The sequence below is a fragment of the Stenomitos rutilans genome, from assembly GCF_059505485.1.
Map to the genome: position 1 here is coordinate 1 of NZ_JCACKR010000061.1, position 24921 is coordinate 24921.

Here is a 24921-nt window from a genome sequence, read left to right on the forward strand (position 1 = left end):
CCAGCAAAAATCGTATCCGTCAGGTCATCAAAGTGAGTACCGCAACTCTTACATTGATACCGTTGACGCTCACGTTGAGTTTCATCCTTGCCCCGCTTGATTACACTAGGGCTGGTACACTTGGGGCAGTAAACACCCGCTCTCCAGCGCATCTGGCGCACTGTTTCGTAGCATTTAGCATCGTCTATCAGATGGGTTAAGTTCAAGTTGAGCATGAGCGTAGATGAGTCGTTTCCCTGCTGATAGGATACCAATCTGTGCCTCTCGCTTCACCTCCCCGTAACACCTATTGAGCCTCGCGTTTTTATGTAGTGCTTTTTGTGGGCAAAGATAAACGGGCAAAACAGCGAAGCTACGTACCCCGATCAATCACCAAAATCGGTAACACGATCGCGGTTTTGGTCATTCTCCTGGGAGCTAATTTAGCGTTCAGTGCGTTCATTCTTTTAGCAGGTTATTTACTCAAGTCAGCGATCGGATTCGATCTGCTTCCGGGTCATTTTCCTGAGACGGTAAAGCATTTTTTTAACCTTTTCGCGCCATAGCAAAACGATGCTTAGAGCAACAGCCACGATCGACTAAACGTTTCGCTTCTCATTCAACGTCTTGATGTGTTCCTGAATGGCTGCTTTCATAACAGCAATGGTTTCAGGTGTATCGGGCAGTGGGTACAAAGCAGTTTGTTACTGAACAGTGACGCTAGGGCTAAGCAGGCAAACTCCTGTAATACAATAGATCCTTGACCTCTCCTAAGCTTTCCTTCCTGCATCTACATGGGCAGGCTTTTTTTATGACATCTTCCATTCGCTTCCTCATGTGTGCGCCTGACCATTACGACGTGGATTATGTGATTAATCCGTGGATGGAGGGTAATGTACACAAGTCCTCCCGCGATCGTGCTGTTGAGCAGTGGCAGCAGTTGTTTCACGTTCTCAAAGATCACGCGATCGTGGATCTGGTGCAGCCCGAAAAAGGCGTGCCCGATATGGTCTTCACTGCAAATGCAGGTCTGGTACTTGGAGACACTGCCGTACTCAGTCGTTTTTTCCACAAAGAGCGGCAGGGGGAAGAACCTTTTTTCAAGGCATGGTTTGAAGACCACGGGTTTACCGTCCACGAGTTGCCCAAGGATTTGCCGTTTGAAGGGGCAGGCGATGCGCTGTTCGATCGTGAAGGACGCTGGCTCTGGGCGGGGTACGGCTTTCGATCGGAACTGGATTCTCACCCTTACCTGGCACGCTGGCTGGATATTGAAGTGCTGTCGCTGCGGTTGATGGATGAGCGGTTCTATCACCTCGACACCTGCTTCTGCCCCTTAACCGACGGCTACTTGCTGTACTACGCGCCCGCTTTTGATGCATATTCCAATCGCTTGATTGAAATGCGCGTTCCAGAGGCGAAACGGATTGCGATCGGCGAAGAGGATGCGGTCAACTTTTCCTGTAATGCCGTCAATATCGATCGCACGATCGTCCTCAATAAGGCCAGCAACAAGCTGAAACAGCGCCTTGATGCGGCTGGTTTTCAGGTCATTGAAACACCTCTGACGGAATTTCTGAAAGCAGGTGGCGCAGCAAAATGCCTGACCTTGCGGGTGACCGAACCCGTGCAGGTAGATGTTCATGCCAGCGCGACGGTGGAAAGTCGGGTGGTGCGCATGGATGGACATCTGCTCGATGCAGGTCTAATCAACCAGGCGTTGGATCTAATCGTAGATGGGGGCGGTAGCTTCCAGGTGCTGAATTTCAACCTGGGTGAACAGCGCCAGAGCACCTCATCGGCTGAAGTCAAAGTCACGGCACCATCCCATGATGTGATGGAAACGTTGATGACCCAACTCATCGATTTGGGCGCACTGCCACCACCCCAGGATGTGTGCGACAGCATTCTTGAAACGGTGACGCAGGCAGGCGTATCGCCCGATGATTTCTACGTCACAACCATTTATCCCACTGAAGTACGGGTGCAGTGCGAGTGGATTAAAGTGCGCGGACAACGGATGGATGCTGCGATCGTCGTGCGTGAAACCCCGAATGGACTGGATGCCTATTGCAGCCTGTTGCGCGATTTGCAGGTGGGCGATCGCGTGGTTGTAGGGGTCGAAGGCATTCGCACTATCCGTAAAACTGAATCGCGCGAACAGCGCAACACTCAGGAATTTAGCTTCATGGGGGCTGGCGTTTCCAGTGAACGTCGGGTGGAACTGGTCGTCGAGCAAATTGCGTGGGAACTGCGCCAGATCCGCGATCAGGGTGGCAAGGTCGTCGTCAGTGCAGGCCCGGTTGTCATCCATACAGGTGGGGGTGAGCATCTCGCGCATTTGGTGCGAGAAGGCTACGTGCAGGCATTGCTGGGCGGCAACGCGATCGCGGTACACGACATTGAGCAAGCCATGATGGGGACTTCTCTGGGTGTAGATATGCAGCGAGGCGTCTCGGTACGCGGCGGGCATCGGCATCACTTGAAGGTTATCAACACCATTCGTCGCTACGGCAGTATCGCCAAAGCTGTGGAGCAGGGTGTGATTCCCAGCGGCATTTTTTACGAGTGTGTGCGCCGCAACGTGCCTTTCTCGCTAGCTGGCTCCATTCGAGATGACGGGCCACTTCCCGATACGCAAATGCATTTGATTAAAGCGCAGGAAGATTACGCCCGGTTAATTCAGGGAGCAGACCTGATTCTGATGCTGTCGTCCATGCTGCACTCGATCGGCGTGGGCAACATGACCCCTGCTGGCGTGAAGATGGTCTGCGTCGATATCAACCCGGCTGTGGTGACAAAACTGAGCGATCGTGGCTCGGTTGAGTCTATTGGAGTTGTAACGGACGTGGGCTTATTCCTGAGCCTGCTAGTACAACAGTTGAATAAACTGACCAGCCAGTATCGCGTTGTTTAAGTAGAAGGCAGGAGGCAAAAGAAGTTTTTGGTTGTAAAGTCCTAAAGCCTTTCGGCACATCAGAAACGGGCATACCAGAAAAGTTTTTGGTTGTTAGCAGCAAAGAGGGCAGAGGGCAGAAGGCACAGGGCAGGAGTTGGTTAGGCCGCTGCTGCCTTCTGGCTTCTTCTGCTGCTGATTTGCCATGCGTTTCTGTCTTGGCTCCTCTTAAATTTTTGTGAACAAAATTATTACCTAGTTTGTGTGATGACCATTCGTCTTGCATGATGAATGATGAAGAGGTAGATGACTTTCTAGATCAAAAAACTGCTGGGTCAAAAGGGTCACGCGGTGCTTTTTGACTTAAAGCCAATCTGCCTACGCGATGGTGCATCCTATCCACTGCTCTACCAGCCGATCGCCACATCAATTGATCGGTGCCAACTGATTTGTTTTACCCAACAACTGCTCTACCAGCAGACATAGATTCACTGCAACGCGGAACTGACCAACGCAACCATTAGTCAGGAGTTTCATACAGCCGCAAGTGAGCCTATTGATCAACTGGTACATTAGGGCTGTAATCAGGGTGGCTAAATCTGTTGGACTCTACATCGGCACGCAACGCCTCAATTTGCACGTTCCCAACTTTGCACTATCAAGCCCCTGGTGATTATGGAAAACCTTGCTTACCTCTACGTTTTGGCTGAAGAAGCAGCTCTCCTAGAAACCGACGAACGACGCAACACAACACACACTCAAAACCATTGGGCTGACTCCCATCGATCGCCTCAAGCTAATATGCAGCCGCTTGAAGGTGGTAAAGCTGTCTTGGAAGGCGATCGCGGTCAGCCAGCCTACCCAACCTTCTACCTTTAAGCGTGCGTCTCACTCAGTTGCCTACTGAATTTTCAAACGCCAAAGCGCTGTCTGCGCTGAAGCTAAAACCTTTGAGCATGCCATCTCATCTAGAGCGTGTGAATAAAATCAAGTAGCTGATGGGCCATGTGCAGTTTACTGCATAGTGCAACGACTTGCTTACGTCCTTGAGCATCCAGTAAAACCGCCTGATTAAAATCGCTGCCAAAGCCACTGTCTGGTTGGTCAATGGGGTTAGCCGCGATCGCGTCCAGGTTCTTTCGCTTCAATTTCTCTAGTGCGGGTGTCACAATATCACCGCTCTGCGCCGCAAAACCAATTAATTTCTGGTGGGGTTGCTTAAGATCAGCGAGCGCAGCCACTATATCGAGCACGGGTTCTAAAGCCAGTGAAGAAGGCAACGAGCGCTTGGGCAACTTCTCCGAGCTATAGCTCGCAGGTTTTACATCCGCAATCGCAGCCGCCATAATCGTCCAGTCGGCTTCTGGGAAACTAGCAAATAGCGCTTGCTGCATGTCTGCTGCACTGGTAACAGCGAACGATCGCACGCCTAGTACCGTGGTGATCGACACATCTGCTGTGTGAACGAGCGTTACCAGTGCCCCACGATGCAGCGCTGCCTGCGCCAACGCAACACCCATTTTTCCTGTGGACGGATTGCCCAAAAAACGAACGGGATCAAGAAACTCGCGGGTGCCACCAGCGCTAATCAAGATACGCTTGCCAACCAGATCGCGCTGTCCGTTAGTCTGCAAAAGCGATTCAATCGATGCCAGGATAACAGCTGGTTCTGCCATGCGTCCGGCACCGACACGATCGCACGCCAAGATGCCTGCACCTGGAGCCAGTGAATGCATCCGGGGGTTTGCCTGCACAGCCTGCCAGTTTTGCTGTACGGGGTGCTGCTCCCACATGTCGGTATTCATAGCAGGCGCAAGCAATACCGGGCAAGTGGAAGCCAGCACGGTATTGGTCAGCAAATTATCCGCCATGCCATAGGCTAACTTTGCCAGCGTGTTTGCAGTTAGCGGCGCAAGCACCAGCAAATCTGCCCATTCACCAAGCTCAATGTGCAATGGGCGATCGTGGGTTGCTTGCCAAAACACATCATCGGTATAAGCGGCATGACGGCAGAGCGTTGCAACGGTCAGAGGTGTGATAAATGCCTGCGCTGCTTGCGTTAGAATCGCTCGTACCTCACAGCCCTGCTTCGCTAACGTCGAAATGACCTCGCAAATTTTGTACGCTGCAATGCCACCACTGATGCCAAAAAGAACGCGTTTGCCCTGCATGGAAAGAGAACGTTAAACGGACAAATTTGTTAGCTAACTAGTAGGCTACCTCTTTAATTTTGCCGTTTTACAGCGGTTTTCCTTTGCATTTGCCACACTCCACACTCAGATTGATGAAGCTGTGGCTTACCGAGTCTAACCCGGCTGTAACGTTCAATTGTTCCTGCTTTTAGGCTTCGTCATAAGCTTCCATATCCAGTAGATAGAGGTAAGGCTCAACCAATTCTGGGCGTTGGAAGGCGATCGTCCGCAGCAGGTGCCAATCGTTTAGCCCTGCAAAGGCATTGATGTAATCGTCTTTCTCCAGACGAACCGCTAGTTCAGCGACATCGGCTGTGGTGAATCGGGTTACATCCAACTGCTCAACACTCAACTGCTCAACGCTTAGAGTCGCCATCATTACCACCTCTCTTCTTGAAATGCTTGAGTTCAGTTGCCTGGTTTCTCAGCATAAGCCCGTACTAAATCTTACTCCACCCGATTCAATCCAGCCACGACTTAGCAGGTTACTTATTATCAGGCAACAACTCTTCAACAAAACTTTGTATTTTTTTCAACACAATCAGTGGAATCTCGTGGCCCATCTCAAATTCCTGATACTGCACCTTTGCACCCAGACGTTCCAAGCTGGAACGTGCCTGTTGAGCAGCCGCAAGGGGCACCACCAGATCTTGCGTGCCGTGCACCATCAACACGGGTGGAATCGGGTTTTGTGGAGGAGCGATCGGCGCATGAAGGTAGCCGCTCAGCACCATCAAACCTGCGAGGGGTAAGCCTAAACCCACATCAAGCGTCATCGCTCCACCTTGAGAAAAGCCTCCGAGAATCGTTTGAGAGAGCGGTACCCCCGTCGAAGCCTCCAAAGCCTTGAGAAAGTCGGTCAAGCGCTGACGGCTGGTAGAAAGATCCTCGCGATTCTCCATCGGAGAGGCTTCGCCAACGCGAAACTCAGGTGTACTCTGAAAGCTGAAATGGCTGGGAAAGTCGTACCACATTCGCCCACCCGCTGCATAGGGATGAGCAAACGGCGCATCGGGAAAGACCAACTGGTCATTTGGCAAGTCAATCAACGAGGCGAGAGATAAGACATCCTGCGCGCTAGCGCCCCAGCCATGCAGAATGACAATCAAACCCTGGGGCGGGTTACCTGTAGCAGGTGGAATCGTAATCGCTTGCAAAGCCATGAGTCTATTCTTTAGATGCTGCAACGCCCATCGTAGCGTGAGTCGAAGCAGAGATCCCGAAGCCTAGATCCCCAGCTTCGTGGTGCAATTTGCGTTATGACTTGCTGCCCTTCCCAAAAATCGAGGCTTTGAGACGCATCGCGCCTTAAGGAACACGCTGCCTTCAGTCCTCCAGCACATCGTCCGGTACACTAATTTAGGGGTTTACAGGAGTTGAGTCGCATGCCACGATTAGCACTGCTGAGCGTATCGAATAAATCGGGGCTGATTGAGCTAGCACGCAGCCTGGTGGAAGAATTTGGCTTTGACATCATTAGCAGCGGTGGTACGGCTCAGTCGTTGAAAGAGGCAGGTCTCCCCGTTACGAAAGTCTCGGATTACACCGGATCGCCCGAAATCTTAGGAGGACGTGTAAAAACCCTGCATCCTCGCATTCATGGGGGCATTTTGGCGCGACGTGATGAGCCGCAAGATCTAGCCGATTTAGAAGCCCAGCAGATCCGCCCGATCGATCTCGTAGTCGTGAATCTTTACCCCTTTAAGCAAACTATTGTGAAGCCGAACGTGTCGTTTGCAGAGGCGATCGAGCAAATCGACATCGGTGGCCCTGCCATGATTCGTGCTGCTGCCAAGAACCATGCTCACGTCACGATTTTGTGCAGTCCCAATCAATATGATGGCTACTTGAAAGAGTTGCGCGAGACCAACGGTGAGGTTTCATCCGCGTTTCGGCAAGCGGCAGCATTGCAAGCGTTTCAGCATACGGGGGGGTACGATCGAGCGATCGCGGCGTATTTAGAAAAGCAGGAGTCAGGAGTCAGAAAGCAGGAGTCAGGAGAAACGCTGCCTGAGACATATGAACTTACGGGCCAACAGGTGCAGGCGTTGCGGTATGGTGAGAATCCGCATCAGCCAGCGGCGTGGTATCAAACCGGGACAAGCGCAACGGGGTGGACGGCGGCGACGCAGCTTCAGGGTAAGGAACTGAGCTACAACAATCTGGTTGATTTGGAGGGTGCGCGGCAGATTATTGCGGAATTTGCAGATCCACAGAGCGATCCGGTGGCGGCGATCGTCAAGCACACGAATCCTTGTGGTGCCGCCCTGGGGCAAACGCTGGCAGAAGCATACCAAAAAGCCTTTGATGCCGACTCGACTTCAGCGTTTGGTGGCATTGTGGCGTTAAATCGTCCCATTGATGCTGATACTGCTACTGCGATGACCCAAACCTTTCTGGAATGCGTGGTTGCTCCAGGCTGTGAACCGGAAGCAGAAGCGATCCTCAGCGCCAAGAAAAACTTGAGAGTATTGGTGCTACCAGATTTAAGCAGTGGTCCGAAAGAGACGGTGAAGGCGATCGCAGGCGGCTTTCTCGCCCAAACAGCGGATGATCTCTCCGTTAATCCCAATCAGTGGAACATTGTCACGGAAAAGCAGCCTATCGACGCACAGCTAGAAGAACTGCTCTTTGCCTGGAAGCTTTGCAAGCATGTGAAATCAAATGCCATTGTGGTGACACGCGATCGCGCCACGATCGGAGTCGGAGCAGGGCAAATGAATCGTGTGGGTTCCGTCAAAATCGCCCTGGAGCAAGCAGGCGACAAAGCACAAGGGGCCGTCCTCGCCAGCGATGGCTTCTTTCCCTTTGACGACTCGGTACGCACAGCAGCAGCGGCTGGAATTGGCGCGATCGTTCAACCCGGTGGCAGCCTTCGTGACCAGGATTCCATCAATGCCGCTAATGAGTTGGGGCTGGTGATGATACTAACAGGCGTGCGGCACTTTTTGCACTAGTAGATGTGAGGGGTAAGGGGTGAGGAGTTCTGACTCCCTAACTTCATGCTAACTTTTATGAAGTATCTCGATCCTTCTAGCTTATGAACTCTGCAACCCCCGAACCTATCATCGTCTGGAGCCAATTCTTTCACCCCGCCCTGATGTGGGTTTTGTTTGCGCTGACCGTTTATGCTCTGTACCTCGGTCTCAAAGTGCGCCGCGTGCGATCGGCTGAGGGTGAAGAGAAGAAAGCGCTGATCCAGGGCAAATATAACGTCAAGCACTTTCAGATTGGCTCGCTCGTGCTGGCGTTGATGGTGGTAGGGTCGATCGGCGGTATGGCGGTCACTTACCTCAACAATGGCAAGCTGTTTGTTGGGTCTCATCTGCTGGCAGGGCTGGGTATGACGGGCATCATTGCCGTCTCAGCATCGCTTTCACCGTTTATGCAGAAAGGTGCGGATTGGGCACGCTATACTCACATTGCTTTGAATGTGGTGCTTGTAGGGCTGTTCGGCTGGCAAGCATGGACGGGCGTTGAAATTGTGCAGCGCATTATCAGCAAATTGTAAGCCCAATGAACAGTAGCGCTCTGCCAGAAACCGCGTATGACTACACGATCGCGATCGCCGCACTCAAGCAGTCCGATCCCATTCTGGCAACCCTGATTGAACAGGTCGGTGCTTGCACGTTAAATTTGGGACGGCAGAAGGGCGATTTGCTCTACTGCTTGTGCGAATCCATCCTCTATCAGCAATTGTCAGGGAAAGCTGCTGCTGCCATTCATCGTCGCTTTCTGGCGCTGTATCCCGACCGTGCCTTTCCAATGGCGATTGATCTGCTCAATACACCAGATGACGACCTACGCAGTGCAGGCATTTCCCGCCCCAAGATTGTCTACCTGAAAGATCTGGCTCAGAAAACGCTGGACGGACTGCCCACAATGTCAGAGCTAGAGGCAATGGACGATGAAGCGATCGTGCAAACGCTGCTCCCGATCAAAGGAGTGGGACGCTGGACGGTGCAAATGCTGCTCATCTTTCGGCTCCATCGCTGGGATGTGCTGCCTGTATATGATCTCGGCATTCGCTCTGGCATTCGTCGTGCCTATGGGTTAGCGGAGTTGCCGGATAAGAAAACGGTGGAGCGCATTGGCAACCCGTGGCACCCCTACCGGACGATCGCATCCTGGTACCTCTGGCGCAGTTTAGACATCACGCTGCCTGCAAGCACCATCAAACCGTGAAGTATGGGCAAATTACAAACTACTATGGTGGCTGGCTTTGCAGGTGGAAAGGATGCGTTGATCGGTGGCACTGAGTTGCTTGATGGGGTAGTACCCTTCTAGGCCGATCCGGGCAACATCTGGTTGAACAGAAGAAGCAGAAGCACCACCACCTTGCAGCGCGACAGTGTAGGGATAGCTTGCTTGCTCGTAGCTATTGATCACCGTTAGAGCCAATTGTTGTGTCTGGAAAGCACCATGTACGCAGTCGAACGATGAGCGAGGCATGTAAAACGCGCCTGTGACATGACCTTTTTTGACTTCAAAAACCAGGTACGTGGCACCCAGTTGTCCTGCTTTGGGAGCCTGTCCGTACAGATAGTCACCGTCTGGCAGCGCGCCGATCGCACCCTTCACTGCATCCTTAGTGGCTGACGGTTGAGCAACAGGTGCTTCATCACCGTGGACAGACGCACCGTGAGCAGGCGCATGAGACAATCCTTGCATCGCCAAACTGAGGGCACAGGTGAGGGCAATGCCTGTGAGCCATTTCTCAATCTGACGCGAGAAAACAGTCTGACGCGAGAAGACCGTAGAGAATGTGGTGGTGGAAGCTGATGATGTGAATTGAGCTGACATAGTAGTTCGGGGGCTTGCGATAGAAGTAATATCAGGCTTTTCCAACCCTGAGCAGGTGATGGTAAGCTCCCCTGATTGGTGATCTTTGCAGCACGATCGCGTGACTGAAGCCACCTTTTTCTGTGACTCAAATTACATCGCGGTCTCTAAAGCGCCTCTAAACCAGTTGCAGTCATGGCGTACAGTCAAACGTACAGAACTTGAGAGACCCATGCGTAAAGTTCTAATCCACTATTCCACAACGGGATGAGACTGAGCCTTGAGCTGCGATCGAATCAATGGACTTTTAGGAGCCAGGAAAAAGCCAATGAGGCTGGCAAATAGAATGGGCGTAAACGGACTGACTTCAGCTAATTTTGCTAGCAGGAGCGTGGTACTGACGGGTGTGCGAGTTACAGACGCATTCAGGGCTGCCATTGTACAAAGCATGGCTAAGGCTGGATGAGTGCCAGGAATGATGAGCGCGATCGCCTTGCCGACACAAGCTCCCGTGAAAAAGAGTGGAATAATGAAGCCACCGCGCCACCCACCTGTCACCGTGAGGCTGATTGTTGCCATTTTTGCCGCTGCTAAGGCCAGCAATGCCCAGGCAGCGGTATCTGCGTTGATCACCTGATTTAACTCTTCGTGCCCAAAGTAGCGCGTCAACGGAAAGACCCAGGCCATCATGCCCAGCCCCAAGCCTGCAAGCGTTGTTTGAACATATACAGGGCCAGGAATACGGCTAAAGAGGCGATCGCACAGCCGGAACAGGGTGATAAACAGCCATCCTAATGCCGCTCCGATCGCGCCATAAAGCAGCGCCAGCACAAAGTCATCAACATTATTGATGTGGTATTGGGGAAAACTCCAGGTTGGCGCAATGCCCAGATGAGTGATGAGGGCGAACACCAGATAGCTGGCACAGCTTGCCACGATCGCAGGCATCAGCGCTTCGTAGTATTCAAGAATGTGCTGATGATGCAGAATTTCTAGCGCAAAGATCGCCCCACCCAAGGGAGCGCCAAAGAGGGCCGTGAACCCTGCTGCCATGCCAGCCAAACTGAGCGATCGCAAATCTTCGCCTTGAAGTTTGAGGCGATCGGCGGCCCAGGTGCCAAAAGAGCCAGTGACTTGTACCAGGGGTGCTTCCGGGCCAGCACTGCCGCCTGCCGCAATGCTCAGCAGCGAACTCAGCAGCATGGATAGATTTTTGCTGGCATCCAGCCGCCCACCTTGAAAGTGAATGTTATCGACAATCAGCGCGATCTCACCAGGGTTGCCCAAGCCATGAATCACCAGACCAACGAGCAACCCTGCTAACGGCATCACAACCAGCAGACTCGCTCCTTCAAAGTGCCGCAAGCCATGCGTTAACCACTCTAAAAGATTCCAATACACACCAGCGAAGAGACCGCACACAACACCGACAACAAGCCAGCGCAGCACCCAGCGAGAGAGCGTCAGAGGGTTTCGTTGCACTAAACTGTTGAGATGGTGAAGGAGGAAAGGCAAGCGCTGAGATGGCGGAGGGGAAGGCTTTTCGGGAGACATCACTTATGTAGTTGCGTAAGCCCAGTAATCTTAAACCGGAGTGCCACCCGTCGTCATGATGCAGACGGTAGAAAGGCGTTGCTAGGGGCTGTCATCAATGACTCATACATATGACTTTCAGCAAGGATGCCAGCCTCTGTTTATTAGGCTTGTCATTACCCAGATTTTTTACCTCAGCCTGCCTGCGAGCGAGGCGCCCCAGCAGCGCTCTTGGAGACGGCACCAGCCGCGCCACAAAGTTTGCCCACCTGGGTTGCCATCGCCTCTACGCCCAATCGCGCCACCTATTGCGCCAAAGACCGCCAAAATTCGCCGAGTGTTTGGGGTGGGTGCGGCAATGCCTGACGCGCCGTTAAGACCGGAATCATCGCGTCAGGCATCGCGTCGGGTGTGGGTGTTTCTGGGTGGGTTCGCGCGAAGGTTCGCAGTGGCGGCAGTCGCACTGCCCCAATGGCGAGCAAGCCTAACAATCGCACCAAGCCGTCAGCCGTGGTCAATGGGCGGCGTTCATGGCACAGCCACGCTTGAGACAGTTGTGAGACGCCTCAAACACCCAACGTCTGCGTACCACTCCACGTGCATCAGGGCCTCGGTTGCATCGCTGAGTGCAATGGTGGTAAACAACACCCATGCCAACGCTTGGGCTCGCTTTGTCCCTTGCCACACGCGCATGCACCAACCCGACGGCGCTGCTTCGTGTCGCTCACTGCCAGGCACCAGAGGCCGCACAGACAGTGCAAACCAGGCAACCTGTCAGGGCAACCGTCTGTTGCGGCTGTCCATCGCGTCCTCGCAGTTTTAGCGTGGTTTGAGCCAGCAGGCATCGGAAGCGCGGTCTTGGCTTTTGCCTAGCGCAGAGACGAAAACACCGCACGGCCCCGGTCGCCCTTTGACGCACGTCCTATCGCTTCGAGCCGTTCTGCCCAACCTTCGGCTTCTCGCTAGCGCGCTGCACGTTGTGTCCGGGTTTCCGTTCCCGCTTTGACCGCAGTGCGTCGCCACACCCGTTGTCCAGCCAGTCCCATCACCTCTGCGTTTCCAGGCGTCGGAATGACTGCAAGCCAACTGTGCCACATCCAGCCTCGACCGCCAGCGTTGCCGAGGTGTCCGAGCGCTTGTGTTGGAACGTGAGCGCGGCTAAGGTCAGGAAGGCCTCTCAAGAGTACTGCAAGCGACTTGTAACCCGTTTTAACGGGTTTTCACACCATTAGCTCGGATTTTAATCACGGGTGGGTGAGCAATGAAGCTATCAGCTTTTCAAGACTTTTGTCAGTCAGGCATAAGCGTCTTCAATGCTTACTGTTTCACGATCGCCCTTACCCACGATCGCCGTTACACTAGGGTTGATCGCTTTCTACCCACGATCGCACCATATCCTATGGCAAAGCAAAAGAAAAGTAAGCCTGAGTGGATCAAAGAAACCCTTGAGCTGAAGGACGATCACCGCTGGCAAGCCAAACCTGGTTGCAAGGTGTTTGTTGCTGGTCGGGGAGCCGTGCGTTTTGATGTGCCGGGCGATTGGGTGTTTGAACCGGATGAGAAGTCGTTTAAGTTTACCGATCGCAAACCACCGAACGATGATTGCCGTTTGGAAGTGTCTTTCAACCGTTTGCCTGAAGGCGATTGGGATTTATTTCCCCTCAAAGCAACGTTGAAAAAGATTGTGGCCGATGATCAACGCAACGCGATCGAAACCAGTGATGTATTTACCGTCAAACGTCAAACAGCACGCATTGTCTGGGCAGAAATCAAATTTATTGATCCAGACGAAAATCGGGAAGCCTTTTCACGGATTTGTATTGGCTTGGGGTCAAACGTGCAATGTCTGATCACCTTCGATTACTGGACAGACCAAGCCGATCGCCTCACACCCGTTTGGGACAATGTTTTGGAAACACTGACGCTGGGCTTATATATCCGCGATCCTCGCACAGGCTTGGCGCTTCCCGACTAGGAGCTAATTAAAAGAGCTTGATTCGATTTAGTCGGGTAGAGGTACGGCAATGCTGCGCCTCTACGGAATGTGTCGCATTTTCAATTTAAGCTGGTATGACTACCCAACTCCATCGACACACCTTGTTCCCTCACCGTTTTTCCAACACAATACGGGTATGACGCTCATTACCGTACTGCCTGAAGGTCTTTACTGCGAACAAGGGGGTTTCTTTATCGACCCCTGGAAACCCGTCGATCGTGCGCTAATCACCCACGCCCATTCCGATCATGCGCGTTCTGGTTCGCAGCACTACATTGCCACCAAAATCTCCGAAGGCATTTTGCAAAAGCGGTTGGGTATCAACGCCAATCTGCAAGGAGTCGAGTATGGGCAACGCGTCAAGCTCGGCAAGACCTGGGTATCTTTCCATCCAGCCGGACATGTCCTCGGTTCTGCACAGATTCGCGTCGAGTGTGGCAATGATGTGTGGGTTGTTTCAGGTGACTACAAGCGCGGCTATGATCCGACGTGCGAATCCTTTGAGGTTGTGCCCTGCAACACATTCATCACAGAAGCTACCTTTGGCTTACCCATTTACCGTTGGGCTACTGGTGAAGCCACCTGTCGTGAAATCTATCAGTGGTGGGAGAGTGATCCAGAGCGTCCATCCATCTTGTTCTGTTATGCCTTTGGTAAAGCGCAACGGGTGTTGAGTGAGCTTTGCAAGTTCACCGACAAGCCTGTGTATGTGCATGGTGCCGTACACGTACTGACGGAAATTTATCGTCAGGTAGGTGTGAAGATGGTTGAAACCATTCCCGTATCTGAAATGCCTCGTGGCTACAAATTTACAGGCGATCTGGTGTTGGCTCCACCGTCGGCTCATCGATCGACTTGGATGAAACGCTTTTCCCATCCTCAAACGGCCTTTGCATCCGGTTGGATGGCGGTACGCGGTGCCCGTCGGCGGCGGGGATACGAGCGGGGATTCGTTTTGTCGGATCATGCGGATTGGCAAGGGTTAATTCAAACGGTGCGGCAAACGCAGGCAGAAACCATCTACGTCACGCATGGGCAAACAGAGGTGGTATCACGCTATCTTCGTGAAACTTTTGCGCTCAATGCCTTGCCTCTAAAAACCTTGTTTGAGGGCGAAGGGGATATTGAATGAAACGGTTCACCCAGCTTTTTCAACAGGTGGATGCAACCACTTCTACGAATGAGAAAGTTAAAGCCTTACAGCGCTATTTTCGTGACGAAGAACCCGCCAATGCCGTCTGGGCACTCTACCTCCTGCTTAGCAAGACGCGCAAACGGTTGATTACATCCAGAGTGTTGCGCGATGTGTTTTTGCAAATCTCAGACATTCCCGAATGGTTGTTTGAAGATTGCTACGCGCAGGTAGGCGATACAGCAGAGGCGATCGCGCTCCTGCTACGAGACACCCCTTTTGAGGCAAAAACCGCGTCACCCATTCCACTCCATATCTGGATGGAAACCATCATTCCCACCGTTAAGACGATGGAATCGGAGGAAGCATTGCGGGATTTAATTGTTTCCTGGTGGTCGTCTTTGACTGAGTTTGAAGTTTTTATCTTAAACAAAGTGCTGACGGGAGCTTTTCGAGTCGGCGTTTCGGAGAAGCTGGTCATTAAAGCGTTGGCAGCAGAGTTTAATCTTTCTGAAGCTGTGCTAGCTCACCGTCTCATGGGCGATTTTTCACCCACGGTTGAGTTTTATGATGCACTCATCACCGAGGAAAGTGCTACTGATGGATCACAGATTCTAACGGGGCCGTATCCCTTCTTCTTAGCCTCCTCCTTTGAGGATGCGCGGTTGCAAGAGGCCGAATTAACCAGTTGGCAGGCGGAATGGAAGTGGGATGGCATTCGCGCTCAAATTATTCGTCGTCCCGATCAATTTGCCATCTGGTCGCGTGGTGAAGATCTCATTACACAGCAATTTCCAGAGTTTGTGGCTCCATTTCAACAGTTGCCAGAGGGCATTGTGCTGGATGGTGAAATTCTTTGCTGGAATGACGATCGTCCTCAAAACTTCAGCCATCTCCAAAAACGTCTGGGACGCAAGCGTGTCACGCAAAAAGTCATTGATGAAAATCCTGCTCACTTCATTGCCTACGATTTACTGGAAGATGAGGGACAGGATATCCGATCGCACCCCTTGCGCGATCGTCGCCAACGCCTGATCGAACTACTGAAAACGGCTGATCCACAATGGTTAAGTCTATCCGGAGCTATGCCGTTTCAATCGTTTGATGAATTAAAAGCATTGCGCGATCGAGCACGGGAGCAAGGCGCGGAAGGGCTGATTGTAAAAGCGATCGACAGTCCCTATTTGGTCGGTCGCAAGCGTGGCTTCTGGTGGAAATATAAGCTGGAGCCGATGACCTTAGATGCCGTGTTGATTTATGCTCAAGCAGGTACGGGCAAACGCGCCAATCTGTTTACCGATTACACCTTTGCTTTGTGGAATGGTGATGCCCTAACGCCCTTTGCCAAAGCCTATTCTGGGTTGGATAATAAAGAAATTGATGAACTCGATCGATGGATTCGTCGTCATACGGTGGAAAAATTTGGTCCCGTGCGATCGGTCGAACCCATTCACGTCTTTGAAATCGGCTTTGAAGGCATCGCCGAATCCACTCGCCACAAATCCGGCATCTCCGTCCGCTTCCCCAGAATTCTCCGCTGGCGTAAAGATAAACCCGTTAAAGAAGCCGATACGATTCAAGCAGCATTCGCTTTGTTGGAAGATAAGTTGTAGCAACCCTTCAGGTTTCTGCCAGATACAGCGGTTCTCAATCGAGTTAGCCACAGTTTGACCAAGGCGGGTGTGGGGGATCGGGTATCGGGTGCAGTGGATGCAAATGAAAATAGTTGTAAGGGGGCTACCGATTTAGTCCTCCAGGCATGGAGAAAGGATGACATTCACTTTGTCCACGCCTAGAACTTAGAAAGAGACTGAGGCTATTCTGAAAGCACCGGATGTGCAATGACAGGGCAGTTGATCACAGCTCGAGTTGGTCGAAGCCCAAACAACCAGGGATTACCAGCGCCTTCGGGGTTGATGTAAGCGCTAGTCACCAACCCTGCTTCCACTAATCCTTTGAGATCCTCAAAGGAGGTGATGCGTCTGACTTTTCCTGCTTTAATGGCTGCATCTGTCCACATGTTCACATGGGCATCCCATAAGGGGCTGTAGTTATTGGTAGCAGAGCGATCGTCATTTGATGGAGGGATGGGGAATACATTGATTGGGTCAATGCCACCGTTTGCCAGGGAAGCCTCAAAACCCTGAAACTGCCCAGTGGCCGTGTCAGTAATGCCATTCAGGACGGGAGAGAAGCCCAATAAAGCAGAGCGATCGGAGGGCGTTGATTTGCCCATTTCAGGAACTTTGGCAAGCCGAGGCGTAAAGACACCTTTCTCCAGTACCGATGGCACTTCTGCTGAAACATCCGTCACAAGATGATAGAAGTATTGCTTTCCACCCTGAAAACCATCCAAGATCGACATCGTTACTGTCCGCTGTTTCAGATCGAGTGCAACCAGGCGATCGTGGCTACCCGAATCGTTGTGTACCATTTGCACATTGAGTACCACGCGACTTGGCATCACCACCATCGAAGACCATTGTGCATCGCCAATGGCACCTGGTTTTGCCACTTTAGGCGGAAATGGATTCGGCGAACCTGGCTCGACCTGGTATTGTGGTGAGAAATCGACATTACCCTTGAATTTGATCAAGCCGTTGCTCATCGTCACGCTTTGTACACCAGCAGAGCCGATCGCCTTCTTCATTTTGGGCGCAAAGTTGATGCCCAACTTCTTGGCAACGTCAAAATCAGATGCCTCAGTAATGATGTAGTAGACAGATTTGCCCTGCGGAGAAAAGCCTTTGTATAACGGTAAAGTAACGTTTGCCTTGCCGTAGGTAAAATCTACCGCCAGGACACTCTTCACATAGACATTGTCACTGGGCTTAAACTTGATTGCCGTTGCTTCAGAGTAGACCGGGCGACCGGACTCCTTGGCGGCTGTTGCCAGCAAAGCCTGCGCTTCTGCCAGCCCACCTGGTGCAGCAAAAACAGTCGTTGACGCGATCGAGACAATCAGTGCAAGCAAAAACACGATCGCGAAACCAATTCGTTTGTTCATATATCCTGCGAGTGCAATCACTAAAACTGTTCCTATTTAGCGATCACAAGCTGAGAGGAATTTGAGAAAATGCAAAGAATAGCTTAGGAATAAGATGATTACCCAGTACACGCTCTTTTAGTAGAGAAGCCAGGCAAATCTGATACCAAATTAGATTAAAACGGTGACACATTCTGTTATGGCACGGCAATATCATACTCCTAGCAACGATTCATTTGTTGTGATGATTATTTAAATCGGTATAAGTAGTAGCTGTTGCCAATCCCAAAAATAGCGCATGGTCGATCGCCGTCTAAAACCCATCACACACTGGTTTGAAAAGCAAGGATGGAAACCCTTAGCCTTTCAGATGGAAGCGTGGCAGGCATATTTGGCAGGGAAAAGCGGTTTGATCCAAGTGCCAACGGGTTCGGGCAAAACCTATGCAGCGGTGATGGGATCGATCGCCCGCCTGCTAGAAACTCCCGGCATTGGGCTGCAACTGCTCTATATCACGCCATTACGAGCGCTTTCACGGGATATTGAGCAGGCGATCCGGCGACCGATCGAGGAAATGGGCTGGAATCTGCGAGTCGAGTCGCGCACCGGAGACACAAGTGCCTCCAAGAAAGCACGGCAGCTCAAAAATATGCCAGATATTCTCATCACGACGCCCGAATCGCTGGCGTTGATGCTCTCTTACAAAGATGAAGCTGCGCGGTTCAAATTCTTACAAGCAGTGATTCTGGATGAATGGCACGAGCTATTGAGTTCCAAACGTGGCACACAAACGGAGCTATGCCTCTCTCATCTACGATCGCTCCAGCCCCACCTGCAAACCTGGGCCATTTCGGCAACATTGGGCAATGTGGCAGAAGCGGCACAGGTGGCGATCGGTCTAGACCAGCCACCTACTGTCGTGCGATCGCACCTGAACCGCCAAACCATCATCAAAAGCGTTTTGCCCACATCTGTTGATACCTTTCCCTGGGCGGGACATTTGGGCTTGAGGATGTATGAGGAACTGGTTGCGGCGTTAGATATCAATACATCCACACTCATTTTCACCAACACGCGTTCGCAAGCAGAACGATGGTATCAAGCACTCACCTTCGCCATGCCGGATGATGTTGATCGCATCGCGCTCCATCACGGTTCCATCTCGGTTGCAGAACGAGAAGCGATCGAGGCAGGAGTAAAAGCGGGTGAAATCAAATGGGTAGTGTGTACATCCTCGTTGGATTTGGGCGTAGATTTTCAACCAGTTGAGCAAGTCGTGCAAATTGGTAGCGCCAAAAATCTCGCTCGACTGTTGCAACGAGCGGGACGATCGGCCCACATCCCAGAAGGCACTTCCGAAATTCTGTTTTTACCCACAAATGCGCTAGAGTTACTGGAAATTTCTGCCTTTCGCAATGGCTTGAAAGCAGGCGATATTGAAGCACGTCGATCGCTCCAGAAACCCTATGATGTACTGATTCAACACTTGGTCACGCTGGCGTGTGGTGATGGTTTTACGGTGACAGACACGCTCAATGAGATTAGAAAAACGGTTTCCTACGCTGAGTTGACGGATGAAGAATTTGTTTGGATTTTGGAATTTATCGTTCAAGGCGGCAAATGTTTAAGTGCCTACCCTAACTATAAAAAGGTAGTTTTGGAGGGCGATCGCTATGTCATTGCCAGCCCGCAAATTGCTCGCATGCATCGTATGAGTATTGGCACGATTACCTCAAATCAAGCAGTACGAGTGCGCTACATGAATCAGAAAGATATTGGCACAGTTGAAGAAGGGTTCGCGTCCAAACTTAAAAAAGGAGATGTGTTTTTCTTCGCGGGTAAGCAACTTGAATTTTTTATGATGAAAGATATGGTGGTTTATGTGAAAGGCACCAAGAAAACATCAACCGTTACCCCAACCTGGACGGGCGGCAATCTAACAATTTCAGATTCCTTAAGCACCTATTTAAGAAAGGAGATTAATGATGTTAAACAGAAGGAACCGTTGAATCGTGAACTGAGCTGTATTGCCCCTATTTTGTCTGCACAAGCACGAGTGTCTTCCCTTCCAGCGCCTGACGAACTGCTGATGGAAATTTGCAAAACTCGTGAAGGTCAGCATTTATATGTTTTTCCCTTTGAAGGGCGCTTTGTCCATGAAGGGTTAGGGTTTCTATGGGGCTACCGCTTTGCCCATCAGCAAAAGACAACCTTAACCGTGTCAGTGAACGATTATGGGTTTGAAATTTTAGCGCCTGCGGGCTACCCTTTTAAGGAGTTGTTTTCAGAACAGTTTTTTCATGTCGATGCGCTGCAAGATGAGTTGAAAGCCAGTATCAATATTTCAGAACTGACTAGCCGCAAATTTCGTGGCATCGCTCAAGTCGCAGGACTGGTCTTTCAAGGCTATCCCTCTGCTAAGAAAACGTCGAATCAGCTACAAGTTAGTTCTTCCCTTCTATACGATGTTTTTTCAAAATATGAACCCGATAGTCTCTTGCTGAAACAAGCAGAACAGGAGGTACTAAATCAGCAGCTAGAAGCACAACGGCTTGCTAAAACCCTCGATCGCCTACGCACCTTGTCAATTATCTGGCGCGAAATGAAACGTCCATCCCCCTTTGCCTTCCCTCTACTGGTAGAACGCCTTAGCTCTCGTCTATCCAATGAAGGCTTGTTAGCTCGCATCGAGCGTTTGAAAAAACAGTGGGAAACGAAATGACACACCTTTCGCTTTTGGGAACAGAGCTTCAGCTACTACCCGAAAAAGCCGTTTATATTGAAAGTCTGCAAAGTTTACTTGTTGCAGATGTGCATTTAGGGAAATCTGAAACCTTTCAAGCCGCAGGTATTCCCATTTCCAATCAGGTGAATCAAGATTCGCTCGATCGCTTGCAAGCCCTTTGCCTCAAAATACAGCCAAAGACCTTGATAATTCTAGGAGATTTATTTCATTCCCGCGTGTCTTTGACTCAAGAGGTTAACGACGGTTGGAAACAGTTTCTCGATACAGTACCCATTGAAGTGAAGCTCATCATTGGTAATCACGATCGCGCCTTAGCCAACCGTCTAAGTCAGCTTTCCATCCACTGCTGCACCGACTTGCAACTCGATCGTCTACTGCTCAGCCACGAACCCTGCCCCCATCCCAAGATACTCAATATTTGTGGGCACATCCATCCCTGCGTGCGAATCAAAACGAAACTGGATAGCTTACGCTTGCCATGTTTCTATTTAGATCAGTCGCAAAATCTACTTGTCCTACCATCTTTTGGAGCTTTCACAGGCGGTTACGAAGTAGATCTGAAAAAAGGTGCGATCGCCTATGCCATTGCAGAAGATACCGTGATTCCTTTGCAATGATGAGAACAAGATGAAATAAGAAGGCTGTACCAGAATGAGCCGTAAAACGGTTCTGTTAAGCGGCGATACATACGGTTTAAACGAAGCGAGAAGACTATGCTCGCCGCTCCAACAGAATTGTTAGCCTGCTTTCCACGAGCTACTTGGCAACAAATTCCTCTACGGTTAACTCAGCAGTGCGAATCAAACGGTAGTGCGTCAAATTAATGTGGGATAGGTAGCAATATCGTGCCAATTCCATGATCGAGTCGTTAATCCTGCCCGTTGTGCGGCTGTGGTTTTAAGTCGGCTATGCTGCCAAATCCAGTTGAAGTCACTCACCACTAACCGTGTTGTGACTTTCGTTTGTTTCCACCCCTTGCCAAATTTGTTCTGTCGTCGATGCCATCTTCCCGTTTGTTGCCGCACAATGCCGTTGGTGCGCTCTAATCGCTGCGTTCTATCTTTGCCAATATGATGCCAAATTTCAGGCGGCAACACTCGTTCATACCCGCCCCAGTCATCCGTGTTGAACTGCTTGCATACTGTTTTATCTTCAGTGTTGATCACCAACTGCTCAATCAATGCGTCGGTGTGTCTGTCCACACGGGCAGCCAGCATGAACCCACTGCAGCAGGCAAGGCTTAGACCAATCCAACAGTCTCCGCGCTCTCGGTCCTGGGTTGAACATTGTTTTTGTTTTTTGAGACGAATGACCACATCTCATCAGCACTCACTTCCTCCGTTTGCACCGCTTGAACTTCCCCGTTGTGTACCAGTTGCGCTTTTTGACTGGCTGCGCGAACAATGCTGACGACAGTGTTGTCAGCATGTTTGGTCGTGCGACTGATGCCACGTAAACTACTGCCTTCGCTATGCGCTTGCAGCACTTGGCGAATGTGTTCAGGACTTACATGGCGACGGTAGTAAAGACTATCAAACGATTCACAAAAGGTTTGATGGCAAGCAGGACAGCGATAACGTTGATGACCATTGGGCATCGTGCCATGTTTATGGGCTTTAACATGACCACACAGAGGGTATTCCTCCAGTTACTGATCACCTCTACTCTATTAATCCCACATCAGATTGAAGCACTACCAAACTGCGTGAGCACGTAACCAACGGGCCTGCGAAGAATCGCATCGTACTCAAAGTTTTGCAGCAGCAGCGTGTAAGGAATGTTCAACAAGACGACTAGCAAAATAACCAACAGGCCCGTTATTCTGACTAACTGCAAACGGTGCATCAATGATTCCTCCCCATAAAATCGACGCGATGATCAATAGTCCGGTGTCAAACTGCGCTGTAAGGTTTCATGAGGCATGGCTCCGATCGCTGACGTGCCAGTATTGAAGGAGTGAGCGATCGACCCGCAACAGGTGAGCAATGTATACCAACGTACTTATCAGCAACCGTTGCAGTCTGGGCGACAAACCAACGAGCACAATGTCACCGTGCTTCAAGAGCAGCGCCAGATGTAGCAAATTGGTGGGCATGCCTTCGTGGTTCACCTTGCCATCAATGGCTAAGCCAAACATGCCTCGAATAAACCGCTCAAAGCCTGCTGCGGGACGGTTTTCGCTGGTAAACGTGACCCATTCATTAGAGGCATTGCGGAAGCTGTGGTGCATACCAGGTGGCACATGCAGGCTATCTCCCGCTTGTAAGGTGCGTCGATTTCCCTTGCGCCCCACTTCCATCTCAAGATTGCCTGCCAGCACAGTAAAGGTTTCACTCATCCGCGTGTGGTAGTGCAAAGGGCTGCCGCTGGCTCCGGGAGGGAGATCAAACCGAAATTTGGCGTAGGTGCCACCGTTTGTATATAACGAGTGCAGAATGGTCATGCGATCGCCCGTTACTGGGTTCAAGATGACTTCAGATGTTTCAGTGGTGACCGAGGCATCGAGCCGTGTTTGAGCAGAAATCGGTTTCATTGGAATACTCCTTTAAGGTAGGGTTGCAATGCCCTGCAATCGGCTTCTAGCCTTAATGCTGTGAGTTTGTGAGGCATTGCTGTTTGCTTACCTTTCAACGATATGATTTCGGCCATGTGGTGCATTGACGTATGCCGCCAAGAAATTGACCGATCGTGCCGTTCTTCACAACCTATCCCCATTTATGAAAGAAGCTACGTTCTCCATCTACATTGCGCGCGGAATTGTGCAATTTGCTGTGGCTAAATACGGTGTTGAAGTCGATCGTCTCTGTGGTGCTGTTGGGTTAGAACCAGATCTGCTCAAACTGCCCGATCAGCAAATTACAGGTACGCTGCAAAGCGCTCTCTGGCGAGAAGCCGTCAAGCTTACAGGCGACGAGCATCTGGGCTTGCATTTGGGCGAAGTTTTTAATGTGGCGACCTTCGGCATCGTGGGCTATGTGCTGGTCAACTGCCAAACCTTTGAGGAAGTGCTGTCAAAGCTTTCGCGCTATACCCGGCTCTTCAGTCAGGGCGCGCAGATTCATGTCTCTATTTCAGAAGGCTTTGTGTTTTGCGACTGCATGATTGTGGAGCATCTTAAAAATTACCTGATGGAAACACCCAAACACGCGATCGAAAGCACGTTTGCATCGCTGATGAACGCAACCATCACATTGACTGGCAAACCCTTACGTCCCCACGCCGTCTGGTTTCAACATGCATCCCCAACCGATACTTCGGAACACGATCGCATCTTTCAAACAGGGCTACATTTCTCCATGCCAACCAATCGCATGATTTTTGCGGCTGACAGCCTGCAATGGTCGGTACTATCGGCAAATGCAACCTTACTCTCAATGTTTGAGCAACACGCTGAAGGCATGCTCGCTGCACTGAATCGCGGGGATGATTACACAAAACAAACCGTGCAAGCGATCGCTCAACACCTGAAAGGCGAATTGCCAACCATTGATGCGATCGCTCACAGCTTAACCATGAGCGTCCGTCAGCTACAGCGAGAACTCCATGCTGAGGGCACAACCTACCAACAGCTTTTGGATGAAACTCGTAGCGAACTTGCCCAGCGCTATCTAAACAATCTGACGACTCCGATTCATGATGTCGCATTCTTGCTGGGGTTTTCTGAACCAAGTGCGTTTCATCGTGCCTTTAAACGCTGGACAGGACAAACCCCGCGAGCCTACCGCGTAGCGTCCACTAAAGGATAAAGAGCGAATGTTCGCTTTCAGAAGTTTACGTCACCTAAAAAAGATTGGCTTGTAGAACGCAATGGCATTACTTAATGGTGAACTTAATATCACCATCACTTTCGGATAATTTGCGATCGTCACTGTTGTACGCATTCACTTGCCAGCGATAGGTTCGTTTTTCGAGCGGTTTTTCGATCGAAAAGGACGTTCCATCAACACGCTCGTTGATATAGGGAGAAGTGGTGACTTTCGTATCTTCAGGATACATACTGAATTTGTAATACGCAGCATCAGGATAAGCTGCCCACTTCAGCTCTAAATTTTGTGCACTGACCTTTGCTCCCGCTTTAGGGTTGAGCAATTTCAAATCGCCTTTAAAGAGATTGGTTGGTGACGTGAATAAGGTCTTATCTGCCGCAACGTCATATTTGCTTGAGCTAAGGCCACCAATGCCTGTGGTTGCAAACACATAAGCATCAGTGTTAAAAACACGCGCTAATAGCGCCTCATAGACTTTTGGCTTGACGTTTGCAATCACATACTCACCGCTTTTATCGGTTCGTGCTGTGTAAGTTTTGCCGCTACAACCGCCAATAAAACGGCTAAAGCTTTCGCACAGCTTCACTTCAATATTTGCCACTGGCTTGCTGTTGAACAAGACTTTCCCCTGCACATTTCCAGTGCCAGGTGCAGGCTTCTTTTTCTCAACCTCTGCTGGGGAGGCCGCTTCAGGTTGAGCGCTGCCTGTAGTTCCACTTGTTGTTTGCGGGCTTTTACTCTCCTCTTTGCAACTCGTTAACGAAACGATCGCTGCAATGCAAACGCAAGCCATTAACCCTTTACTCAATCGCGTTGTACAAGTCATATTCAACCTTTCTTCGGCCTCAATGAGTAGGAGAGTCGGCACGATCGACGAAAGCTGAGCGAAAAAGATCGGCTAGGTTTTGTGTG

Annotated in this window: 26 protein-coding genes; 14 read left to right on the forward strand and 12 right to left on the reverse strand. The window is 50.9% G+C overall.

Features of this window, described 5'->3' with window-relative positions; genetic code table 11:
* On the reverse strand, positions 1 to 215 hold a 215-nt coding region (locus AC5JLP_RS10355; RefSeq protein WP_496067858.1), incomplete at its 3' end, for a transposase.
* Between the two features lie 105 nt (positions 216 to 320).
* On the opposite strand from AC5JLP_RS10355, the gene AC5JLP_RS10360 reads away from it, so the two are divergent.
* The 4 genes from AC5JLP_RS10360 to AC5JLP_RS10375 all read left to right on the forward strand — a co-directional run bounded on the left by AC5JLP_RS10360 (position 321) and on the right by AC5JLP_RS10375 (position 3754).
* Positions 321 to 545 carry a hypothetical protein gene (locus AC5JLP_RS10360; protein ID WP_496067859.1) on the forward strand — a complete coding sequence of 75 codons (225 nt, stop codon included), beginning with the start codon at positions 321 to 323 and terminating at the stop codon, positions 543 to 545.
* A gap of 245 nt (positions 546 to 790) precedes the next feature.
* A complete protein-coding gene (gene argZ, locus AC5JLP_RS10365) occupies positions 791 to 2896 on the forward strand; it encodes a bifunctional arginine dihydrolase/ornithine cyclodeaminase (protein ID WP_496067860.1) in 2106 nt (701 codons plus the stop codon).
* 330 nt (positions 2897 to 3226) lie between these two features.
* The gene (locus AC5JLP_RS10370) at positions 3227 to 3361 is read left to right on the forward strand and encodes a hypothetical protein (RefSeq protein ID WP_496067861.1); all 135 of its coding nucleotides are present in this window, start codon (positions 3227 to 3229) and stop codon (positions 3359 to 3361) included.
* A 189-nt stretch (positions 3362 to 3550) separates the two neighbouring features.
* A complete protein-coding gene (locus AC5JLP_RS10375; protein ID WP_496067862.1) occupies positions 3551 to 3754 on the forward strand; it encodes a hypothetical protein in 204 nt (67 codons plus the stop codon).
* Positions 3755 to 3843: 89 nt separating this feature from the next.
* Here AC5JLP_RS10375 and coaBC read toward each other — a convergent pair whose 3' ends face one another.
* The 3 genes from coaBC to AC5JLP_RS10390 all read right to left on the reverse strand — a co-directional run bounded on the left by coaBC (position 3844) and on the right by AC5JLP_RS10390 (position 6230).
* Entirely contained in the window at positions 3844 to 5046 is a 1203-nt protein-coding gene (gene coaBC, locus AC5JLP_RS10380; protein ID WP_496067863.1) for a bifunctional phosphopantothenoylcysteine decarboxylase/phosphopantothenate--cysteine ligase CoaBC, read from the reverse strand.
* A 169-nt stretch (positions 5047 to 5215) separates the two neighbouring features.
* Positions 5216 to 5446, reverse strand: coding sequence for a protein IsiD (isiD, locus tag AC5JLP_RS10385; RefSeq protein WP_496067864.1), 231 nt, complete (start codon positions 5444 to 5446; stop codon positions 5216 to 5218).
* Between the two features lie 106 nt (positions 5447 to 5552).
* Complete coding sequence (locus AC5JLP_RS10390; RefSeq protein ID WP_496067865.1) at positions 5553 to 6230, reverse strand: alpha/beta hydrolase; 678 nt, start codon at positions 6228 to 6230, stop codon at positions 5553 to 5555.
* A 222-nt stretch (positions 6231 to 6452) separates the two neighbouring features.
* Between AC5JLP_RS10390 and purH the strand changes: the two genes are divergently transcribed.
* The 3 genes from purH to AC5JLP_RS10405 all read left to right on the forward strand — a co-directional run bounded on the left by purH (position 6453) and on the right by AC5JLP_RS10405 (position 9252).
* The gene (gene purH / locus AC5JLP_RS10395) at positions 6453 to 8024 is read left to right on the forward strand and encodes a bifunctional phosphoribosylaminoimidazolecarboxamide formyltransferase/IMP cyclohydrolase (protein WP_496067866.1); all 1572 of its coding nucleotides are present in this window, start codon (positions 6453 to 6455) and stop codon (positions 8022 to 8024) included.
* 83 nt (positions 8025 to 8107) lie between these two features.
* The gene (locus AC5JLP_RS10400; RefSeq protein ID WP_496067867.1) at positions 8108 to 8578 is read left to right on the forward strand and encodes a DUF4079 domain-containing protein; all 471 of its coding nucleotides are present in this window, start codon (positions 8108 to 8110) and stop codon (positions 8576 to 8578) included.
* 5 nt (positions 8579 to 8583) lie between these two features.
* Positions 8584 to 9252 carry a DNA-3-methyladenine glycosylase family protein gene (locus AC5JLP_RS10405; protein ID WP_496067868.1) on the forward strand — a complete coding sequence of 223 codons (669 nt, stop codon included), beginning with the start codon at positions 8584 to 8586 and terminating at the stop codon, positions 9250 to 9252.
* Between the two features lie 12 nt (positions 9253 to 9264).
* On the opposite strand, the gene AC5JLP_RS10410 is transcribed toward AC5JLP_RS10405, so the two are convergent.
* Together AC5JLP_RS10410 and AC5JLP_RS10415 are read right to left on the reverse strand one after the other, a co-directional pair.
* Positions 9265 to 9870, reverse strand: a complete 606-nt coding sequence (locus AC5JLP_RS10410; protein WP_496067869.1) for a hypothetical protein — start codon at positions 9868 to 9870, stop codon at positions 9265 to 9267.
* A 231-nt stretch (positions 9871 to 10101) separates the two neighbouring features.
* Positions 10102 to 11331 carry a chloride channel protein gene (locus tag AC5JLP_RS10415; RefSeq protein ID WP_496067870.1) on the reverse strand — a complete coding sequence of 410 codons (1230 nt, stop codon included), beginning with the start codon at positions 11329 to 11331 and terminating at the stop codon, positions 10102 to 10104.
* Positions 11332 to 11500: 169 nt separating this feature from the next.
* On the opposite strand from AC5JLP_RS10415, the gene AC5JLP_RS10420 reads away from it, so the two are divergent.
* Positions 11501 to 12205: a hypothetical protein gene (locus AC5JLP_RS10420; RefSeq protein ID WP_496067871.1), complete on the forward strand. Its 705-nt coding sequence runs from the start codon at positions 11501 to 11503 to the stop codon at positions 12203 to 12205.
* Positions 12206 to 12344: 139 nt separating this feature from the next.
* On the opposite strand, the gene AC5JLP_RS10425 is transcribed toward AC5JLP_RS10420, so the two are convergent.
* On the reverse strand, positions 12345 to 12563 hold the full coding sequence (locus tag AC5JLP_RS10425) for a hypothetical protein (protein WP_496067872.1): 219 nt from the start codon (positions 12561 to 12563) through the stop codon (positions 12345 to 12347).
* A gap of 80 nt (positions 12564 to 12643) precedes the next feature.
* On the opposite strand from AC5JLP_RS10425, the gene AC5JLP_RS10430 reads away from it, so the two are divergent.
* Genes AC5JLP_RS10430 through AC5JLP_RS10440 form a run of 3 tightly spaced genes read left to right on the forward strand, consistent with a single transcriptional unit; the run spans position 12644 to position 16123 of the window.
* Entirely contained in the window at positions 12644 to 13357 is a 714-nt protein-coding gene (locus tag AC5JLP_RS10430; protein ID WP_496067873.1) for an Alr1449 family protein, read from the forward strand.
* A gap of 49 nt (positions 13358 to 13406) precedes the next feature.
* Entirely contained in the window at positions 13407 to 14510 is a 1104-nt protein-coding gene (locus AC5JLP_RS10435; RefSeq protein ID WP_496067874.1) for a ligase-associated DNA damage response exonuclease, read from the forward strand.
* Complete coding sequence (locus AC5JLP_RS10440; protein WP_496067875.1) at positions 14507 to 16123, forward strand: ATP-dependent DNA ligase; 1617 nt, start codon at positions 14507 to 14509, stop codon at positions 16121 to 16123. Before AC5JLP_RS10435 ends, AC5JLP_RS10440 begins: the two co-directional genes overlap by 4 nt.
* Positions 16124 to 16326: 203 nt before the next feature.
* On the opposite strand, the gene AC5JLP_RS10445 is transcribed toward AC5JLP_RS10440, so the two are convergent.
* Positions 16327 to 17517, reverse strand: coding sequence for a DUF7482 domain-containing protein (locus AC5JLP_RS10445; protein WP_496067876.1), 1191 nt, complete (start codon positions 17515 to 17517; stop codon positions 16327 to 16329).
* A 277-nt stretch (positions 17518 to 17794) separates the two neighbouring features.
* Here AC5JLP_RS10445 and AC5JLP_RS10450 point away from each other — a divergent pair, with 277 nt between their 5' ends.
* Entirely contained in the window at positions 17795 to 20218 is a 2424-nt protein-coding gene (locus AC5JLP_RS10450) for a ligase-associated DNA damage response DEXH box helicase (RefSeq protein ID WP_496067877.1), read from the forward strand.
* Positions 20215 to 20859: a ligase-associated DNA damage response endonuclease PdeM gene (gene pdeM, locus AC5JLP_RS10455; RefSeq protein ID WP_496067878.1), complete on the forward strand. Its 645-nt coding sequence runs from the start codon at positions 20215 to 20217 to the stop codon at positions 20857 to 20859. Before AC5JLP_RS10450 ends, pdeM begins: the two co-directional genes overlap by 4 nt.
* Positions 20860 to 21057: 198 nt before the next feature.
* Here the strand turns inward: pdeM and AC5JLP_RS10460 are convergent.
* The 3 genes from AC5JLP_RS10460 to AC5JLP_RS10470 form a co-directional block, all read right to left on the reverse strand.
* Positions 21058 to 21839, reverse strand: a protein-coding gene (locus AC5JLP_RS10460; protein ID WP_496067879.1) for an IS1 family transposase whose coding sequence is annotated in 2 segments (ribosomal slippage) — positions 21058 to 21543 and positions 21546 to 21839 — 780 coding nt in all. Because the reading frame shifts where the segments join, the coding sequence is not laid out codon by codon here.
* 83 nt (positions 21840 to 21922) lie between these two features.
* The gene (locus AC5JLP_RS10465; protein WP_496067880.1) at positions 21923 to 22087 is read right to left on the reverse strand and encodes a hypothetical protein; all 165 of its coding nucleotides are present in this window, start codon (positions 22085 to 22087) and stop codon (positions 21923 to 21925) included.
* A gap of 67 nt (positions 22088 to 22154) precedes the next feature.
* Complete coding sequence (locus AC5JLP_RS10470; RefSeq protein ID WP_496067881.1) at positions 22155 to 22775, reverse strand: cupin domain-containing protein; 621 nt, start codon at positions 22773 to 22775, stop codon at positions 22155 to 22157.
* A gap of 184 nt (positions 22776 to 22959) precedes the next feature.
* Here AC5JLP_RS10470 and AC5JLP_RS10475 point away from each other — a divergent pair, with 184 nt between their 5' ends.
* Entirely contained in the window at positions 22960 to 23988 is a 1029-nt protein-coding gene (locus AC5JLP_RS10475) for an AraC family transcriptional regulator (protein WP_496067882.1), read from the forward strand.
* A 67-nt stretch (positions 23989 to 24055) separates the two neighbouring features.
* Here the strand turns inward: AC5JLP_RS10475 and AC5JLP_RS10480 are convergent, their stop codons facing one another.
* Positions 24056 to 24835, reverse strand: a complete 780-nt coding sequence (locus tag AC5JLP_RS10480; protein ID WP_496067883.1) for a hypothetical protein — start codon at positions 24833 to 24835, stop codon at positions 24056 to 24058.
* Positions 24836 to 24921 lie beyond the last annotated feature (86 nt).